Source organism: Streptomyces sp. NPDC042364, from assembly GCF_056437585.1.
This window is the reverse complement of sequence record NZ_JBWKAJ010000013.1, coordinates 143,899-161,017: the sequence shown is the minus strand read 5'-3', so window position 1 is coordinate 161,017 and position 17,119 is coordinate 143,899. Positions and strand designations below refer to the sequence as shown.

The 17,119-nt window shown below is 70.9% G+C and carries 11 protein-coding genes; 2 read left to right on the top strand and 9 right to left on the bottom strand.

Going from position 1 to position 17,119, the window contains the following annotated elements; translation table 11 throughout:
* Window positions 1-19 precede the first annotated feature (19 nt).
* Window positions 20-1,339 carry a LolA family protein gene (locus AC067N_RS25305; RefSeq protein WP_478681161.1) on the bottom strand — a complete coding sequence of 440 codons (1,320 nt, stop codon included), beginning with the start codon at window positions 1,337-1,339 and terminating at the stop codon, window positions 20-22.
* Between the two features lie 528 nt (window positions 1,340-1,867).
* A complete protein-coding gene (locus AC067N_RS25300) occupies window positions 1,868-2,878 on the bottom strand; it encodes a polyprenyl synthetase family protein (RefSeq protein WP_478681160.1) in 1,011 nt (336 codons plus the stop codon).
* 855 nt (window positions 2,879-3,733) lie between these two features.
* On the opposite strand from AC067N_RS25300, the gene AC067N_RS25295 reads away from it, so the two are divergent.
* The gene (locus AC067N_RS25295; RefSeq protein ID WP_478681159.1) at window positions 3,734-4,519 is read left to right on the top strand and encodes a transglycosylase SLT domain-containing protein; all 786 of its coding nucleotides are present in this window, start codon (window positions 3,734-3,736) and stop codon (window positions 4,517-4,519) included.
* Between the two features lie 59 nt (window positions 4,520-4,578).
* Here the strand turns inward: AC067N_RS25295 and AC067N_RS25290 are convergent, their stop codons facing one another.
* The 3 genes from AC067N_RS25290 to AC067N_RS25280 all read right to left on the bottom strand — a co-directional run bounded on the left by AC067N_RS25290 (window position 4,579) and on the right by AC067N_RS25280 (window position 8,001).
* Window positions 4,579-5,385: an HAD family hydrolase gene (locus tag AC067N_RS25290; RefSeq protein ID WP_478681158.1), complete on the bottom strand. Its 807-nt coding sequence runs from the start codon at window positions 5,383-5,385 to the stop codon at window positions 4,579-4,581.
* A 116-nt stretch (window positions 5,386-5,501) separates the two neighbouring features.
* Window positions 5,502-6,704, bottom strand: coding sequence for an FAD-dependent oxidoreductase (locus tag AC067N_RS25285; protein WP_478681157.1), 1,203 nt, complete (start codon window positions 6,702-6,704; stop codon window positions 5,502-5,504).
* Window positions 6,705-6,729: 25 nt separating this feature from the next.
* The gene (locus tag AC067N_RS25280) at window positions 6,730-8,001 is read right to left on the bottom strand and encodes a carboxylate--amine ligase (protein WP_478681228.1); all 1,272 of its coding nucleotides are present in this window, start codon (window positions 7,999-8,001) and stop codon (window positions 6,730-6,732) included.
* A gap of 231 nt (window positions 8,002-8,232) precedes the next feature.
* Here AC067N_RS25280 and fahA point away from each other — a divergent pair, with 231 nt between their 5' ends.
* Window positions 8,233-9,456: a fumarylacetoacetase gene (gene fahA, locus AC067N_RS25275; RefSeq protein WP_478681156.1), complete on the top strand. Its 1,224-nt coding sequence runs from the start codon at window positions 8,233-8,235 to the stop codon at window positions 9,454-9,456.
* 92 nt (window positions 9,457-9,548) lie between these two features.
* On the opposite strand, the gene recQ is transcribed toward fahA, so the two are convergent.
* The 4 genes from recQ to nuoL form a co-directional block, all read right to left on the bottom strand.
* Window positions 9,549-11,717: a DNA helicase RecQ gene (gene recQ, locus AC067N_RS25270; RefSeq protein WP_478681155.1), complete on the bottom strand. Its 2,169-nt coding sequence runs from the start codon at window positions 11,715-11,717 to the stop codon at window positions 9,549-9,551.
* A gap of 228 nt (window positions 11,718-11,945) precedes the next feature.
* A complete protein-coding gene (gene nuoN / locus AC067N_RS25265; protein ID WP_478681154.1) occupies window positions 11,946-13,595 on the bottom strand; it encodes an NADH-quinone oxidoreductase subunit NuoN in 1,650 nt (549 codons plus the stop codon).
* A complete protein-coding gene (locus tag AC067N_RS25260; RefSeq protein WP_478681153.1) occupies window positions 13,592-15,163 on the bottom strand; it encodes an NADH-quinone oxidoreductase subunit M in 1,572 nt (523 codons plus the stop codon). The genes nuoN and AC067N_RS25260 overlap by 4 nt, the downstream gene beginning before the upstream one ends.
* Before the next feature lie 5 nt (window positions 15,164-15,168).
* Window positions 15,169-17,115 carry an NADH-quinone oxidoreductase subunit L gene (nuoL, locus tag AC067N_RS25255; RefSeq protein WP_478681152.1) on the bottom strand — a complete coding sequence of 649 codons (1,947 nt, stop codon included), beginning with the start codon at window positions 17,113-17,115 and terminating at the stop codon, window positions 15,169-15,171.
* Window positions 17,116-17,119: the final 4 nt, after the last annotated feature.

Here is a 17,119-nt window from a genome sequence, read left to right as displayed (position 1 = left end):
AGGCGTACGGCGTACCGGCCTACTTGGCCGCGTCGGCCGCCTTCACCAGCGCGTCCTTGGTGACGGCGCCCGCGTACACCTTGCCGTCGTCGGTGAACAGGACGTTGATCAGGCGGGTCTTGAAGACCGTACCGGAGCCGAAGTCGCCCTTGACCTGGTCGCCGAGGGAGTTCAGGAACCCGTCGACGCGGCTGTCACCGGACGACTCGGAGCCGCCGGTGGGCATGCCGCCCTCGGCCCCGCTGTCGAACTCGGCGATGGTGCTCCAGCCCTTGCCGATGGTCTTCAGTCCGTCGAGTCCGCTCGCGAACTCCTCCTCGCCGGCCCCGGCCTCCTTGCGGGGCGTGTCCTTGCCGAAGTCCTTGCCGAGCCCGTCGGCCTTGCCGTCGTGGTGGCCGGACTCCTCCATCTCGTCGGCCTCGGTGACCTTCGCGCCCTTCGGCGGGGTGAAGTCGAAGGTGGAGGCGCTCGGCTTGCCGAAGTCGACCTGGGTGAAGCCGGCGTCCACGACGGCCGCGCCGCCGCTCGCCGGGGTCAGCGTGAACTTCAGCGGCAGCCCCGTCTTCGCGTCGACGGCGATCGAGATCGCGCCGACCGTCGAACCGGACTGCTTCGGCTCGATCACCAGCTTGTACGCGTCCCGCCCGGCGACCTGCGCGGTCCCGTCGACGGTCACGGACGTGGTGTCGTCGACGGCCTTCAGGGCCTCCTCGGCCAGCTGCTGCGGCGTGGCGGGCACGTCCTCGGGCACATCCTCGCGGCCCTTGCCGTCCTTGCCTCCCTTGCCCTCCTCGCCGGCGCCGGTCGCGTGGTACACCTCGTTCGAGGCGCTGTCGTACGCCCACACGTCGTCGCCGTTGTGGATGAGGCTGTACTCCGCGGCCTCGTCGAGCAGGGAGAGCTTCTGCTTGTCGGGGCCGTCGGCGGCGATCCGCAACGTGTGGGTGCCGGAGGCGAGTTCGAGCAGCTTGGAGGACGGGTCGGCGGAGGAGCCGCCGCTGCCGGAGGAGCCCTGCGCCCCCAGGCTGTCGGCGAGACCACCCAGGTCGGGCAGGCCGAGATCCGTGGTGATCTTCACCGTGCCGGACACCCGCTGTACGTCCGAGGCGGCGATCTTCTCGATGAGTTCCTGTGCGCTGATCTTCGGCAGATCGGGGTCGCCGGAGCCGGCGAAGGCCGGGACGAGCCCGATGGTCGCGGCCGCCACGCCCAGCACGGTGGCCGGGACGACGTACCGCGCGGCCTTGCGGCGTCGCGCCGAACGCGCCTCCTCGGCCTCGGCCGCGAGGACGGCCGCGTCACCGGCGCGGGCGCTGTCGTCGGATTCGTACGGTGCCATGTGTGCCTTACCTCCGTCGTCGGCGGCGGCGTCCACTGAGAGCCGCCATTCTCACCCGAATCGGTGAGGAGTGGTGATACCCATCTGACCAAATCGGCCGTGGCGAGTCGTCAGACTCGGGGCTCAACTCCACGTACTGCTACGGGATGACATGACGGAGTGCTTCGGGATGACATGGGCTGACGGCACCCGGGGGAACCCGTAGGGGTCGCGGAGACAGCCCCCGGTCCGGCATCCGAGGACGAGACCGAAGGGCGAAGTCACCGGGGAGGCCGAAGGCCCGGAAGCCGGGAGGCCCGGAAGGCCGGGAGACCGGAGCCGGGAAGCCGGAGCCGGAGACCGCGCGGCCCGGAAGCCCGGAGGCCCGGAAGGCCGGGAGACCGGAGCCGGGAAGCCGGAGCCGGAGACCGCGCGGCCCGGAAGCCCGGAAGCCGGGAAGCCGGGAAGCCGGGAAGCCGGGAAGCCGGGAAGGGATGGTCCGGGGGCATGGCCCCCGGACCGGGTCACACCGGTGCCGGTGTCGGGCGGCTATCCCGCCCGGTGCACCACCGCGTCGCACAGCTCGACCAGTGCATCCTTGGCACTGCACTGCGGCAGGGGTGCCAGTGCCGCCCGCGCCTCCTCGGCGTACCGCACGGTGTCCCGGCGGGCCTGTTCGAGCGCGGGGTGCACCCGGAGCCGGGCCAGTGCCTCGGCGTGGCGCGCGTCGTCGGTGAGGTCGGAGTCGAGCAGCTCGCAGAGGGCGATGTCGTCGGGCTCGCCGAGCCGTCCCGCCCGCTCACGGAGCCGCAGCACCGGCATGGTGGGCACGCCCTCGCGGAGGTCTGTGCCGGGGGTCTTGCCGGACTCGTGCGAGTCGGAGGCGATGTCGAGGACGTCGTCGGCGAGCTGGAAGGCGACCCCGAGCCGCTCCCCGTACTGGGTGAGGATGTCGACCACGCTCTCGTCGGCGCCGGCCATCAGCGCGCCGAGCCGTCCGGCGACGGCGACCAGCGAGCCGGTCTTGCCACCCAGCACGTCGAGGTAGTGGTCGATGGGGTCCCGGCCGTCGCGCGGCCCGGCGGTCTCCAGGATCTGCCCGGTGACGAGCCGCTCGAAGGCCTCCGCCTGGATACGGACGGCCTCGGGGCCGAGGTCGGCGAGGACGTGGGAGGCGCGGGCGAAGAGGAAATCGCCGGTCAGGACGGCCAGGGAGTTGCCCCACCGCGCATTGGCGCTGGGCACGCCCCGGCGGACCTCGGCCTCGTCCATGACGTCGTCGTGGTACAGCGTGGCGAGATGCGTCAGCTCGACCACCACGGCCGAGGGGACGACCCCGGGCGCGTAGGGGTCACCGAACTGCGCCGCGAGCATCACGAGCAGCGGGCGGAACCGCTTCCCGCCCGCGCGCAGCAGATGCTGGGCGGCCTCCTGGATGAAGGGGACCCCGCTCTTGGTGGCCTCGAGCAAACCCTCTTCGACGGCAACCAATCCGGCCTGGACATCGGCTTCGAGAGCCTGGTCCCGCGCGCTCAGCCCGAACGGCTCGACGACGGTCACGAGGGTTCTCCTGTCTGCTGACGTCTGCTGACGATCACATGGTCGGTCTAGGTCGGTCTCGCGGTCGATGACACAGTTTGTCGATCTGTCGCTGCCCTCACCCGAGTCAGCGTATCCGGTCACCTTTCGATCACCACGAGCGCCCACGGGTTCGACCCGGACAACACGGATCGATGCCCGAAATATTCCTGATCAACAGAAATGTCCCTATATCCAGGGTCGCCCGGATCGCGCACAGAACCCACGCCGCCCGAGCATCCGCGCGACCGCGGAATCATCGGAGCGGTCCACGATGACCGAAATCCACCCCTGTGCGCCACTCTGTGACCACCTCCGCAGATCACCCCAAACCACCCTTTCACGCAAGCCGAGTTGACCGATTTGCGCATTACCCGCACTTCACCCCACTCCTCCCGTGAGTTGAGTCACGCACACCGGAGGCCGCACCCCGCCGCACACCCTCCTTTTTCCCTTTGCAGTAGGCAAGTTGAGCCCCGCGCAGCACACGTAACCGACGCGCATTTCAGGCAAACTCAAGGTCAACTACGCCCATATGCGGATTCGAGGCTTGTTCCCGTCATGTGCTCTCGCATACGTTCACACCCCGTCCGGACGGACCGCCGAATCCTGCCGCCGCCCGGACTTCCCACCCGACCACTCGACCACGCACGGCAGGAGCGGGGGAACCAGGTAAGCCGCCGGTCCGGCCTTCCCCACCGGACCGGCTCGGGGTGAAGCCACACACGGAAGCACCGGCGCGCACACGCACAGCGCACGCCGGACGGCCGAGTGCGGCCGGGCACCTCCCGCCCGAACCCGACAGCTCACCTCGCAGGCGCCGGAGAGGAATCCGCCATGCCCGGACGAGGCAAGCACCGCCGTCCCAGAACCAACCCCTTCACTCGTGGCGTCGTCGCCGCCGGCACGGGCGGGGCCGCCCTCGTGCTGCCGCTCACCGCGGTCGGCACCGCGAGCGCCGCCCAGCCGCCCCAGGCCGCCGCCTCCGTGCAGTCGGCCCCGCGGTCCGCGCCGACCGTCGTCCAGCCGAAGTCCGTCACCTACACCGTGGCCTCCGGTGACACGCTCTCCTCGATCGCCCGCAAGCACGGTGTGCGCGGTGGCTGGCAGCGGCTCTACAAGGACAACCGCACGACCGTCGGCGACAACCCGCAGCTGATCCACCCTGGCCTGAAGCTGAAGGTCCACTCGACCAAGACGACCGGCACGGCGAAGACGACCAAGGCGGTCAAGAAGCCGGCGTCCACGAGCAAGGCGGCCGGCACGGTGGCCCAGGCCACACCGGTGGCCGTCACGACGTACCCGAACAACCTCGACGGGTGGATCCGGGAGTCGCTGGACATCATGGCGCGCAACGGGATCCCCGGCTCGTACGACGGCATCCACCGCAACATCATGCGGGAGTCCTCCGGCAACCCCCAGGCCATCAACAACTGGGACTCCAACGCCGCCGCGGGCACCCCGTCGAAGGGCCTGCTCCAGGTCATCGACCCGACCTTCGCCGCGTACCACGTCCCCGGCACCGCGTTCGACCCGTTCGACCCGGTCGCGAACATCACGGCGGCGTGCAACTACGCCGCCGCGCGGTACGGCTCGATCGACAACGTCTTCGGCGCGTACTGAGCCCGCCCGGCCTCGGCCCTCCCTAGTTCCCGGGTCGGTGACCCGGGGGGAACAGGCGCTCAGGCGAACAGCCGCTCCAGCACCACCGCGATCCCGTCGTCCTCGTTCGAGAGGGTCACCTCGTCGGCGACGGCCTTGAGTTCGGGGTGGGCGTTGGCCATGGCGACCCCGTACGCGGCCCAGTCGAACATGGGGATGTCGTTGGGCATGTCACCGAAGGCGACGGTCTCACCCGGAGTGAGACCCAGATGGTCGGCGGCCAGCGCGAGACCCGTGGCCTTGGTGATGCCGCACGGCTGGAGTTCCACGGTGCCGGGCCCCGACATGGTGACCGTCGCCAGCGAACCGATCGCCATGCGCGCCGCCGAGGCCAACTCGTCGTCGGACAGGTACGGGTGGCGCAGCAGCACCTTGCTGATGGGCTCGCACCACAGGTCGTCGCGGCGCGGCACACGCAGGGCGGGCAGCGTGGGATGCGGCATGAGGTAGCCGGGCTCGATCAGGGTGAGGCCGTCCACCCCGTCCTGGTCCACGGCCGCGTACACCTGGCCGACCTCCGCCTCGATCTTGCCGAGCGCGGTCTCGGCGAGTTCCCGGTCGAGGGTGACCGACCAGAGCAGCCGGTCCGCGCCGGGGTCGTACAACTGCGCGCCCTGCCCGCACACCGCGAGCCCCCTGCTGCCGAGGTCGTCGAAGAGGGGACGCACTCTCGGCGCCGGCCGCCCCGTCACCACGAGGTGCTGGGCACCCGCCTCCGTGGCCTGCGCCAATGCGGCGAGGGACCGGTCGGAGAGCGTGTCGTCACTGCGCAGGAGCGTTCCGTCCAGGTCAGTGGCGATGAGTGAATATGCGGTGGGAGCGGCCATGATCAGAGAATACGGATGCCGACCCCCATCGGTTCGCCCCCCACCGGCCGACGTCAACCCCCCTTGTCCGAAACGGTGTTCGTCGAGGGAGGGTCGCCGACTGAGCCGACGGTCCCCTACCCGTGCGCCCCCGCGAGATGCCGGGCCAGCCGAGGCGACGCGAACTCCGTCCCGCACACGAACCGCATCACCGGCCCGTACGAGGCCGCCGCGGGCAACCCCGTGAAGTACAGCCCGGGTATCGACGACCGGAACCCCGCTCCCAGCACCGGCGTACCCCGGCTCACCTCCAGCTCCGTCAGCAGCTCGGGCCCGAGGAATCCCATCGCCCCGAGGTCCACCCGGTACCCGGTCGCCGCGATGACATGATCGGCCGCCATCTCCTCCGTACGCCCGTCATGCCCCCGCACCACCAGCCGCGGCCCCCCGTCGTCGGTCCCGGCGCGCACCAGCCGGTCGACCTCCCGTACCTCGACCCGCCCCTGGAACCGCTCGCGCAGCCACCACGCGCCGAGCGGCCCCAGCACCCGGCGGACCAGGTGGTGCCGCACCCCGGCGGGCAGATAGCGGTACGGATGCGGGTAGTAGCTGAGCGCCCACAGCGACCAGGCCCGCCCGAACGGCGACTCCGGCCGCAGCCGCGGCTGCTTCCACGGCGGCGCCCCGAACGCCACCGCGCCCCGGCCGCGCGCGACCACCCGTACCCGGGCCCCCGCCTCGGCCGCCAGGACGGCGGTCTCCAGCGCGGACTGGCCCGCCCCCACGACGATCAGTTCCCGGCCGGCGAACCTGCCGAGGTCGTGGTGCTGGGAGCTGTGGGAGACCGGCCCGCCGGGTGCCGGTCCGTCGCCGACCGCCCCCGCCAGCTCGGCAGGCAGGTGCGCGAGCCCGAAGAGCCCGCTGGCCACCACGACGGCCCGCGCCGTGAACGCCTCCCCCGAGTCCAGCTTCAGTTCGAAGCCCCCGCCCCTGCCGCGGTCCACGGAGACGACCCGCACGCGCTCCAGTTCGGGCACGAGCCGCTGCTGGAACCACTCGCCGTAGGAGATGAAGGTCTCCACGGGGATGATGTCCTCGTCCGTCACCAGGCGGCGGATGCCCGCCGCGTCGCAGTAGTCGCGCAGGGTGTTGCCGCGCTGCGGCGCGTCGATGCCGGACGCGGCCGGCGTCGACTTCAGCAGCATCCCGGCGGGCATGCCGTCCCGCCAGCTGACCATGGGTTCGCCGAAGACGCGGACCGGAATGCCGTGCGCCCGCAGATGGGCGGCGGTGGACAGGCCGAACGGCCCGGCGCCGATGACTGCTACCGGTTGGATCACGAAGTCCCTCCCCAGGACGCGATTGCTACTTCGTGTGCTGCCTGGCACCGAGGCCGAACCGGTTGGCCCGGTAGGCCCGGTTGGCCCGGTTGGCCCGCCACATTCGGTAGAGGTGCTTCGCGCCCGGTCGCACGAAGCGGGCGAGCATCGTGAGGAACGGCAGCGGATCGTCACCCGCGAGCCACGCCAGCTCCGTACCGCTCGCTCGGGCGGGCGCGTGCGGTGTGGTGTACCCGCTGCGCCGGTAGGCGAGCAGGGCCGGCAGATCGATGTTCTCCACGATGTACCGCCGCCCGGCGAGCTGTTCCCCCTCCGGCACCGGGCGTCCGGTCAGATCCAGATGCATGGCGCGCACGACGTCGATCCCCGCCTCGCTCTCGAAGATCCGGAACTGCGCACCCATCCGCGGATTGAAGTCGAGCAGCTTGTACCGCCCGTCCCGCCGGTCGAAGCGCAGATCCAGGTCGATGACACCGCTGAAGCCGATCTGCTTGATGAACCGGGCCGCGATATCCGCCAGTTCCGGGTTGTCGACTATGTACGCGTTCGCCGTCATCCCCGCGTGCGGCGGCCACGAGCGCACCTTGACCCCGGTGAACATCGCGAGCGGCGTGGACTCCGCGTCGAAGTAGGCGTGCACGATCCAGTCCTCGGCGTCCTCCCGGGGCAGGTACTCCTGGAGGATCACCCCGGGCCGCTCGCCCCACCCGCGGGCCAGCCGCAGCAGCGCCTGCGGGCTCTCGATCCGGGTCGTCCCGTTGACGGCGGGCTGCCGGCGCCGCTCGAACGCCTCCCGGTTCTTGGCCACCACCGGAAAGCGCGCCCGCCGCGCGAACCGCTCGACCTCCTCGTACGACTGCGGGAAGACGGCGGCGGGACTGGCGACCCCGTGCTCGACGCACAGCTCGTGCAGCCCCTGCTTGCTGGCGAGGCGACGGGGCAGCCCGGCGTCGACGCGCGGGAAGAGGAACACCGCGCCCAGTACGTCCTGATGCTCGGCGATCAGCACCGCGGCCTCCTCGTCGGTCGGCACCAGCACGCTCGGCCGCCCGATCTTCCGCCCGATCCCCAGCAACCCCTCCACCAGCAGCCCGGGCTCCTCGGTCCCGGTGGTGGGCCACACGAACGCCCGCCGCAGATACCGCGAGAGGGCGGCCGGCGTGTAACGGTCCTCGGTGATCGCGTACATCGGCACACCGAGCCGCCCGAGGCTGCGGATCGCCCCGACGCCGCCGTGGTGCAGCGGATAGTCACCGAACTTCACGATGAGCCCCGGGACGTTCCGATCCACCCGGATCGGCGCACGCCCGGTACCCCTGGCCACGGGTCCCCCCACGTGTCCCCCTCACCGGACCCGGACCCACCCCGTCCGTGCCCCCACAGGACGCTAAGCCGGAATCACCCCCTCCGACCCTCCCCTATCAGGACATTGCGAACTCTTTAGACACTCCCCGTTCCCGTCATCGCCCCGTAACGTGTGCCGCGACCAGACGGAACGACGGCACGCACGAGAGCGAGGCAGCACCCCATGCCCCCCTTCGACGTCCCCGAAGGCCACCCCTTCGGGCCGCACAACCTTCCCTACGGCGTCTTCTCCCTCTCGGGCTCCGACACCCGCACGGTCGGAGTCCGCCTGGGCGACCACGTCCTCGACGCCGCGGCTGCGGCCCAGGCCCTGGGCTCCCCGTACGGCGCCCTCCTCGCCCACCCCACCCTCAACCCCCTCCTCGCCGCGGGCCGCACCGCCTGGTCGGACGTCCGCCGAGCCCTCACGGCCTGGGTGACCGTCCCCTCCCACCGCGAGACGATCAGCCCCTTCTTCCACCCCCTCGCCTCGGTGACCCTCCACCTCCCGTTCGAGGTCGCCGACTACGTCGACTTCTACGCCTCCGAGAACCACGCCCGGAACGTCGGCCGGATGTTCCGCCCCGACTCCCCGGACCCCCTGACCCCCAACTGGAAGCACCTGCCCATCGGCTACCACGGCCGGTCCGGCACCGTGGTCGTCTCCGGCACCGACGTGGTACGCCCCTCGGGCCAGCGCAAGGCCCCCACCGACCCGGCCCCCGTCTTCGGCCCCTCGATCCGCCTCGACATCGAAGCGGAGGTCGGCTTCGTCGTGGGCACGCCCTCACGCATGGGCCACCCGGTCCCCCTCTCCGGTTTCCGGGACCACGTCTTCGGCGTGACCCTCCTCAACGACTGGTCGGCCCGCGACCTCCAGGCCTGGGAGTACGTGCCGCTGGGCCCCTTCCTCGGCAAGTCCTTCGCCACGTCCGTCTCGCCGTGGATCACCCCGCTCGACGCCCTCGACGAGGCCCGTGTGACCCCACCGCCCCGCACCCACGACCTCCTCCCCTACCTGGACGACTCCACCGAGGACCCCGGCGGCTACGACCTGAGCATCTCCGTCGCCATCAACGGCCACGTGGTCGCGGAGCCCCCCTTCTCCACCATGTACTGGACCGCCGCCCAGCAGCTGGCCCACATGACGGTCAACGGCGCCTCCCTGCGCACCGGCGACCTCTACGGCTCCGGCACGGTCAGCGGCCCCGCCGCACACCAGCGCGGCTCGCTGCTGGAACTCACCTGGAACGGGCGGGACCCCCTCGACCTGCCCACCGGCAAGCGCACGTTCCTGGAGGACGGCGACGAGGTGACCCTCACGGCCTGGGCCCCCGGCCCGAACGGCACGAGGATCGCGCTGGGCGAGGTGACGGGCAGGGTCGTACCGTCACCGCAGGAGGGGTAGAGCCCCGGACGGAGCCCCGCCGGATCGGCCGCGTCCGCAAGGCGCGGCCCACGCCCGGCCGGCCGCGTCACCAACCTCCCCGGACGACCCGCCTAGGCCCAGTGGTCGTCATCGGGTTCCGGTTCGTCCTCCGGCCAGTCGAAGGAGCTGTCCGCTCCCCCGGCGCCCGCATCACGCGCCGGGTCTGCCGCCCCTCCGGAGCCCGCCGGCACGCCTTCCGCGCCCGCGGGGGCGGCCTGCGGGCTTTCCCGGGTCGCCCCGCCGCCGAGCGACGCGAGCACCCCGAGGACGCCCTCGCCGTAGGTGGCCAGCTTCTTCTCGCCGATGCCGCTGATGGTGCCGAGTTCCGCCACGGACGTGGGCCCGACCGAGGCGATCTCCCGGAGCGTGGCGTCGTGGAAGATCACATACGCCGGGACGCCCTGCTCGCGGGCCTGCTCGCCACGCCACGCCCGCAACGCCTCGAACACGGGCAGCAGTTCCTCCGGCAGTTCCGCGACGACGGCCTTGGCCTTCCGCTCGCCCCGCCCCGAGCCCGACGAACCCGAGCCCGAGCCGGACCCCGACGCCGACGCCGACGCCGACCGCAAGGCAACCGGCTTCTTCGGCTCCTTGCGCAGCGGCACCTCCCGCTCCCGCCGCAGCACCGCCCCGCTGGCCTCGGTGAGCACCAGCGTGCCGTACTCGCCCTCGACGGCGAGCAGCCCCTGAGCGAGCAACTGCCTTACGACGCCGCGCCATTCACCGTCGGACAGCTCCGCGCCGATACCGAAGACGGACAACTGGTCGTGGTCGAACTGGATGACCTTGGCGGTCCGCTTCCCCAGCAGGATGTCGACGATCTGCACGGCCCCGAACTTCTGCCCCCGCTCCCGCTGCAACCGCACCACCGTGGAGAGCACCTTCTGTGCCGCGACGGTGCCGTCCCAGGTCTCCGGCGGTACGAGGCAGGTGTCGCAGTTGCCGCAGCCGCCGGGGGTCGGTTCCTGGCCGAAGTAGCGCAGGAGCTGTCCGCGCCGGCACTGGGCGGTCTCGCAGAGCGCCAGCATGGCGTCGAGGTGGGCGGCGGCCCGGCGGCGGAACGCCTCGTCGCCCTCTGAGCCCTGGATGAGCTTGCGCTGCTGAATGACGTCGTTCAGCCCGTACGCCATCCACGCCGTGGACGGCAGCCCGTCGCGGCCGGCGCGGCCGGTCTCCTGGTAGTAGCCCTCGACGGACTTCGGCAGGTCCAGGTGGGCGACGAACCGTACGTCCGGCTTGTCGATGCCCATGCCGAAGGCGATCGTGGCGACGACCACGAGCCCCTCCTCGCGCAGGAACCGCGCCTGGTGCGCCGCGCGGGTGCCCGCGTCGAGCCCCGCGTGGTAGGGCACCGCCTCGATGCCGTTGCCGCTCAGGAATTCCGCGGTGCGCTCGACGGAGTTGCGGGACAGGCAGTAGACGATGCCGGCGTCACCCGGGTGCTCCTGCCGCAGGAAGGACAGCAGCTGCTTCTTCGGGTCGGCCTTGGGCACGATCCGGTACTGGATGTTGGGCCGGTCGAAGCTCGCCTCGAAGTGCCGGGCGTGCGGCATGGCGAGCCGCTCGGTGATCTCCCGGTGTGTGGCGCGGGTGGCGGTGGCGGTGAGCGCGATGCGCGGTACGTCGGGCCAGCGCTGCCCCAGCAGGGACAGGGTCAGGTAGTCGGGCCGGAAGTCGTGCCCCCACTGGGAGACGCAGTGCGCCTCGTCGATCGCGAAGACGGAGATCTTGCCGCGGGCGAGCAGGTCCAGGGTGGCGTCGAGGCGCAGCCGCTCCGGGGCGAGGTACAGCAGGTCCAGTTCGCCCGCGAGGAACTGCGCCTCGACGACGCGCCGCTCGTCGAAGTCCTGTGTGGAGTTGATGAACCCCGCCTGCACGCCCAGGGCCCGCAGCGCGTCCACCTGGTCCTGCATCAGCGCGATCAGCGGGGAGACCACGATGCCCGTCCCCGGGCGGACCAGGGCCGGGATCTGGTAGCAGAGCGATTTGCCGCCGCCGGTCGGCATGAGGACGACGGCGTCACCGCCCGCCACCACATGGTCGATGATCGCTTCCTGCTCACCGCGGAAGGCGTCGTACCCGAAGACCCGGTGGAGCACGGCCAGCGCTTCGCTCTCCGTCGGCGGTCCCCCGTCCTCGTCCGGCCACGGGGTCGTCGTCGGGGCGGCCTCGCCGTCCTTGGGCCCTGCCGTCGTCATGCCCTCGTCCGCCATCACACTCGTCCCGCCCGTCCCGATCATGTCCGTCCCCCGTGCTTGCGCGCCGTGCCCCGTGTCCCGCGCCGTCCGTGGTTCCTCCAGCCCCTGCCACGATAGGCGCCCGCACCGACAGCCTCAGAGTTATCCACAGGCTCCACCCTTCGGAGACCACCACGGGCACCCCCGCACGCCCTCGGGGGCACCGCACGAACGACGGGACCCGGCCCCCCGAGGGCCGGGTCCCGTCGTTCCTCGCCGCCGGGCGGAGCGTCAGCGCACGAACACCCCCGCCTGGCTCGCCAGGTCCAGGAAGTACTGCGGTGCCACGCCCAGGACGAGCGTGACGGCCACGCCGACCCCGATCGCGGTCATGGTGAGCGGTGACGGCACGGCGACCGTCGGACCCTCGGGGCGCGGCTCGCTGAAGAACATCAGCACGATGACGCGGATGTAGAAGAACGCGGCGATCGCGGACGAGATCACACCGACCACGACGATCCCGCCGGCGCCGCCCTCCGCGGCCGCCTTGAACACGGCGAACTTGCCCGCGAACCCGGACGTCAGCGGGATGCCCGCGAAGGCCAGCAGGAACACCGCGAACACGGCCGCGACCAGCGGTGACCTGCGTCCGAGCCCGGCCCACTCGGAGAGGTGGGTGGCCTCGCCGCCCGCGTCCCGCACGAGCGTCACCACGGCGAACGCGCCGATCGTGACGAACGAGTAGGCGCCCAGGTAGAACAGCACCGACGAGACGCCGTCCGGCGAGGCCGCGATGACACCGGCGAGGATGAAGCCCGCGTGCGCGATCGACGAGTACGCGAGCAGCCGCTTGATGTCGGTCTGGGTGATGGCGACGATCGCGCCGCCCAGCATGGTGACGATGGCGACGGCCCACATGACCGGCCGCCAGTCCCAGCGCAGGCCCGGAAGGACGACGTACAGGAGCCTGAGGAGCGCGCCGAACGCCGCCACCTTGGTGGCCGCGGCCATGAATCCGGTGACCGGGGTGGGGGCGCCCTGGTAGACGTCGGGCGTCCACATGTGGAACGGCACAGCGCCGACCTTGAACAGCAGGCCCATGACGACCATGGCGGCGCCGATGAGGAGCAGCGCGTCGTTGCCCATGGTGCCGGCGAGGGCGGGGGTGACCTCGCCGACGGTGCCGTCGACGACCCGGGCGATGGTGCCGTACTTCACGGAGCCGGCGTAGCCGTAGAGCAGGGCGATGCCGAAGAGGGTGAACGCGGAGGCGAAGGCACCCAGGAGGAAGTACTTGACGGCGGCTTCCTGCGACATGAGCCGCTTGCGGCGGGCCACGGCGCACAGCAGGTACAGCGGGAGCGAGAAGACTTCCAGGGCGATGAACAGGGTCAGCAGGTCGTTCGCCGCGGGGAAGATCAGCATGCCGCCGACGGCGAAGAGCAGCAGCGGGAACACCTCGGTGGTGGTGAAGCCCGCTCTGACGGCGGCCTTCTCGCTGTCGCTGCCCGGTACGGACGCCGCCTGCGCGGCGAAGGAGTCGACCCGGTTGCCGTGCGCCGCGGGGTCCAGGCGCCGTTCGGCGAAGGTGAACACGCCGAGGATGCCGGCGAGGAGGATCGTGCCCTGGAGGAACAGGGCCGGTCCGTCGACGGCGACGGCGCCCATCGCGACGATGCCGGACCTGGTCGTGGCGTATCCGCCCGCCGCGAGCGCGATCACCGCGGCGAAAGCGGCGGCGAGCGCGACGACGGACAGGAATGCCTGGGCGTGGTAGCGGGTCTTGCGGGGGACGAACGCCTCGATCAGCACGCCGAGGATGGCCGCCCCGATGACGATCAAGGTGGGCGACAGTTGCCCGTATTCGATGTCCGGCGCGCCGATCTTGTCGATCGGCTCGGCCGCCGTTGTCCACAGGCTGTGGACGGCTGATGCGCTCACTTGGCCGCCTCCACCTCGGGCTTGGGGTCCTTCTTCTCCACGTCGGACAAGGTCTGCTTGACCGCCGGGTTGACGATGTCGGTGACGGGCTTCGGGTAGACGCCCAGGAAGATCAGCAGAGCGATCAGCGGGGCGACCACGACGAGTTCCCGCACCCGCAGATCGGGCATGCCCTCGACCTCGGCCTTCACCGGGCCCGTCATCGTCCGCTGGTAGAGGACGAGGGTGTAGAGCGCGGCGAGGACGATGCCGACGGTGGCGATGATCCCGATGACGGGGTAGCGGGCGAAGGTGCCGACCAGGACGAGGAACTCACTGACGAACGGGGCGAGCCCCGGCAGCGACAGGGTGGCGAGACCGCCGATCAGGAAAGTGCCGGCGAGCACCGGGGCGACCTTCTGCACACCGCCGTAGTCGGCGATGAGCCGCGATCCCCGCCGGGAGATCAGGAAGCCGGCGACCAGCATCAGGGCCGCGGTGGAGATGCCGTGGTTCACCATGTAGAGCGTCGCGCCCGACTGGCCCTGGCTGGTCATCGCGAAGATGCCCATGATGATGAACCCGAAGTGCGAGATCGACGCGTAGGCGATCAGTCGCTTGATGTCGCGCTGGCCGACCGCGAGCAGCGCCCCGTAGACGATGCTGATGAGGGCGAGGACGAGGATCGCGGGCGTCGCCCAGGTGCTGGCCTCCGGGAACAGCTGGAGGCAGAAGCGGAGCATCGCGAAGGTGCCCACCTTGTCGACGACCGCCGTGATCAGTACGGCGACCGGGGCCGTCGACTCCTGCATGGCGTTGGGCAGCCAGGTGTGCAGCGGCCACAGCGGGGCCTTCACCGCGAAGGCGAAGAAGAACCCGAGGAACAGCCACCGCTCGGTGCTGGTCGCCATGTCCAGGGTCCCGTTGGCGCGGGCCTCGGCGATCTGGGTGAGGGAGAAGTTCCCGGCGACGACGTACAGGCCGATGACCGCGGCCAGCATGATCAGGCCGCCGACCAGGTTGTAGAGGAGGAACTTCACGGCGGCGTACGACCGCTGGGTGGAGGCCGCCTTCTCGCCGTGCTCGTGGGCACGGTCCCCGAAGCCGCCGATGAGGAAGTACATCGGGATGAGCATGGCTTCGAAGAAGATGTAGAAGACGAAGACGTCGGTGGCCTCGAAGGAGATGATCACCATCGCCTCGACCAGCAGGATCAGCGCGAAGAAGCCCTGGGTGGGCCGCCACCGCCTGCTGCCGGTCTCCAGGGGGTCGGCGTCGTGCCAGCCCGCGAGGATGATGAACGGGATCAGCAGCGCGGTGAGCGCGATCATCGCGACCGCGATGCCGTCCACACCCAGCTCGTAGCGGACCCCGAACTCCTTGATCCAGGCGTGGGACTCGGTGAGCTGGTAGCGGTCGCCGTCGGGGTCGAAGCGGACGAGGACGACCGCGGCGAGCACGAGTGTGGCCAGCGAGACGATCAGCGCCAGCCATTTCGCGGCGGTCCGCCGGGCGGCCGGTACGGCGGCCGTGGCGATCGCCCCCAGGGCCGGGAGCACCGCCGTCGCTGTCAGCAGAGGAAAGGACATCGGTATCAGACCGCCCTCATCAGCAGGGTCGCGGCGATGAGGATCGCAGCGCCGCCGAACATGGAGACCGCGTACGACCGGGCATAGCCGTTCTGGATGCGGCGCAGCCGCCCGGAGAGGCCGCCCATGCCGGCCGCGGTGCCGTTGACCACACCGTCGACCAGGGTGTGGTCGACGTACACCAGGGACCGGGTCAGGTGCTCCCCGCCGCGGACGAGGACCACATGGTTGAAGTCGTCCTGGAGGAGGTCGCGGCGGGCGGCCCGGGTGAGCAGCGATCCGCGCGGGGCGACGACCGGGACGGGACGGCGCCCGTACTGGAGCCAGGCGAGGCCGACGCCGATGACCATCACGGCGACCGTGGACGCGGTGACCGCCGCCGCGCCGATCGGCGGGTGCCCGTGCCGGTGCCCGGTGACCGGCTCCAGCCAGTGGATGAACCGGTCTCCGATGCTGAAGAACCCGCCCGCGAAGACCGATCCGACGGCCAGCACGATCATCGGGATCGTCATGACCCTGGGCGACTCGTGCGGGTGCGGTTCACCGTGGACGCCGTGGTGTTGGGCGGCGGGCTCCACGTCCGGCTCCGCCGGGGAGGCGGTCGGCCGGTCGCGCCAGCGCTCCTCACCGAAGAAGGTCATCAGCATCACGCGGGTCATGTAGAACGCGGTGATGGCCGCGCCCAGCAGGGCCACGCCGCCGAGGATCCAGCCCTCGGTGCCGCCCTTGGCGAACGCCGCCTCGATGATCTTGTCCTTGGAGAAGAACCCGGACAGGCCGGGGAAGCCGATGATGGCGAGGTACCCGAGGCCGAACGTCACGAAGGTGATCGGCATGTACTTGCGCAGGCCGCCGTACCTGCGCATGTCGACCTCGTCGTTCATGCCGTGCATGACGGAGCCGGCGCCGAGGAACAGCCCGGCCTTGAAGAAGCCGTGCGTCACCAGGTGCATGATCGCGAAGACGTAGCCGATGGGGCCGAGGCCCGCGGCGAGCACCATGTAGCCGATCTGGGACATGGTCGATCCGGCGAGGGCCTTCTTGATGTCGTCCTTCGCGCAACCGACGATCGCACCGAACAGCAGCGTGACCGCGCCGACCACGGTGGTCACCAGCTGGGCGTCCGGGGCGGCGTTGAAGATGTCGGCGGAGCGGACGATCAGGTAGACGCCGGCGGTGACCATGGTCGCGGCGTGGATGAGGGCCGAGACGGGGGTCGGGCCCTCCATCGCGTCCCCGAGCCAGGACTGCAGCGGCACCTGGGCGGACTTGCCGCACGCGGCGAGCAGCAGCATCAGGGCGATCGCGGTGAGCGTGCCCTCGCCGGTCTCCCCCGTGGACTCCAGGACCGGCCCGAAGGCGAACGTCCCGAAGGTGGTGAACATCAGCATGATGGCGATGGACAGGCCCACGTCGCCGACGCGGTTGACCAGGAAGGCCTTCTTCGCCGCGGTGGCGGCGCTGGGCTTGTGCTGCCAGAAGCCGATGAGGAGGTAGGAGGCGAGACCGACGCCCTCCCAGCCGACGTACAGCAGCAGGTAGTTGTCGGCGAGGACGAGCAGCAGCATCGCCGCGAGGAACAGGTTCAGATAGCCGAAGAAGCGGCGCCGGCGCTCGTCGTGCTCCATGTATCCGATGGAGTACACGTGGATGAGCGAGCCGACTCCGGTGATCAGCAGGACGAACGTCATCGACAGCTGGTCGAGCTGGAAGGCGACGTCCGCCTGGAAGCCCTCGACGGGGATCCAGCTGAACAGGAACTGGCTCATCGCACGCTGTTCGGGGTCCTTGCCGAGCATGTCGGCGAAGAGGACGACGCCGACGACGAAGGAGGCGGCGGCGAGGACGGTGCCGATCCAGTGGCCGACGGCGTCGAGGCGCCGGCCGCCGCACAGCAGGACGGCGGCTCCGAGCAGGGGCGCCGCGATCAGCAGCGCAATCAGGTTCTCCACGATT

Bases quoted from the DNA above. Each gene is read 5' to 3' on its own strand.
- AC067N_RS25305 (WP_478681161.1), bottom strand. From the start codon at position 1,339: ATGGCACCGTACGAATCCGACGACAGCGCCCGCGCCGGTGACGCGGCC.
- AC067N_RS25295 (WP_478681159.1), top strand. From the start codon at position 3,734: ATGCCCGGACGAGGCAAGCACCGCCGTCCCAGAACCAACCCCTTCACT.
- fahA (WP_478681156.1), top strand. From the start codon at position 8,233: ATGCCCCCCTTCGACGTCCCCGAAGGCCACCCCTTCGGGCCGCACAAC.
- recQ (WP_478681155.1), bottom strand. From the start codon at position 11,717: ATGATCGGGACGGGCGGGACGAGTGTGATGGCGGACGAGGGCATGACG.
- AC067N_RS25290 (WP_478681158.1), bottom strand. From the start codon at position 5,385: ATGGCCGCTCCCACCGCATATTCACTCATCGCCACTGACCTGGACGGA.
- AC067N_RS25260 (WP_478681153.1), bottom strand. From the start codon at position 15,163: ATGTCCTTTCCTCTGCTGACAGCGACGGCGGTGCTCCCGGCCCTGGGG.